At 65.7% G+C, this 1223-nt stretch carries 1 protein-coding gene; it reads left to right on the top strand.

Annotation, left to right across the window (positions count from 1 at the left end; genetic code table 11):
* The first annotated feature begins 29 nt into the window (after window positions 1-29).
* Complete coding sequence (locus B5F94_RS15860) at window positions 30-1121, top strand: sigma factor-like helix-turn-helix DNA-binding protein (protein ID WP_087331546.1); 1092 nt, start codon at window positions 30-32, stop codon at window positions 1119-1121.
* Window positions 1122-1223 lie beyond the last annotated feature (102 nt).

Here is a 1223-nt window from a genome sequence, read left to right as displayed (position 1 = left end):
CGGGCGCCCCGGACGGATATGAGTAAAAAATGAGCCGGGCCAGGGAGATCAAAGCCCAGGCCAAGGCCCTGCGGGAACAAAAGACCGCCCTTCAGGCCAAGCTGGAGGGCGTACAAGGCCGGGAGGCCCGGGCCATCCGTCTGGAGCTGGCCCGGATCGGGGAGGATCTGTTGGACTGCTCCCGGCTTTTACGGGAGCTGATGCCCCGGCACAAGATCAGCCGGGGCAGGACTTGGTCCGGCCTGGAGGGCTGGCAGTGGGATAAGTTCCAATACCAGACCTGGGCGGAACTGGAGAGCGCCGAGGACCCCGAGGGGCCTACTGAGCAGGACAAGATGCGCCTGGCTGTTCGGGCGGCCCGGAGTGGGATCAGCCCTGTCCAGGAGGCCTATCTGGCCGGTACCAACGGAGGCAGACGGCAGGCTCAGGTGGCCCGGGAGACGGGGAGGAACCGCTCCACCGTGTGCCGCACCCTCCAGCGGGGACAGAAACGGATTGCAGAGGATGCCAGAGTTCTCTATCAGCTGCTGGGCCGCCAGGAGGGGGGACCTCTGGTGGTGGACCTGGGGGAGCCTGAGGTGCTGAAAGCAGTGCTGGACCGGCTCACCCCACGCCAGCAGACCTATCTGTACCTCTACTATGGGGAGTGGCTCTCTCTGCGGGAGATCGGTACCCTGCTGGGGGTGGACCACGCCTCGGTGCTCCGGTCCATCCGGTGCGGTCTGCACCGCCTTGAGAGCCTGGCCCTGGGGGAGCAGGTGGAGGTACGGGGCCTGGACCAGCTGGAGGAGCGGCTCATGGCCCACTTCAATGACTTGCCAATGGAAGAAGAGCCCCGGAAGAAGCGGACCTACCAAAAGCGGAACAGAATCACCCCAAAGCCTGCTCCCATTCATCTGAAAAACCTGCTGCTCCGCTTTGTGCGGGGCGGGCAGGTGCGGACGGTGAGCGCCGGTGGGCCGGTTCTGGAGATACAGCCCGAGGGCTGGAGCTCCGGGAAGCTGCTGGCCTGGCTGGAGGAGCAGGGGGGAGGCCGCCGGGACCGGGCGGGGTGGCTCCGCAGGCTGTTGTACCACTTATTTGCATGGATCAGGAGGGATTTGAATGTTGACCATCATTGAGATCGGGGCCAGAGAGGACGGCGGCCACGGCCTGCAGAGCCAGAGCCACCGGACGGAGTGCTGGATGGAGGGGTGGATCGCGGTGCCGCCCCAGCTGGAGAA

Origin of the sequence: Flavonifractor sp. An4, from assembly GCF_002161755.1 — a bacterium.
GTDB classification, from domain to species: domain Bacteria; phylum Bacillota; class Clostridia; order Oscillospirales; family Oscillospiraceae; genus Flavonifractor; species Flavonifractor avicola.
Note: the sequence above shows the minus strand (reverse complement) of the source record. Positions and strands in the feature narration are given on the sequence as shown.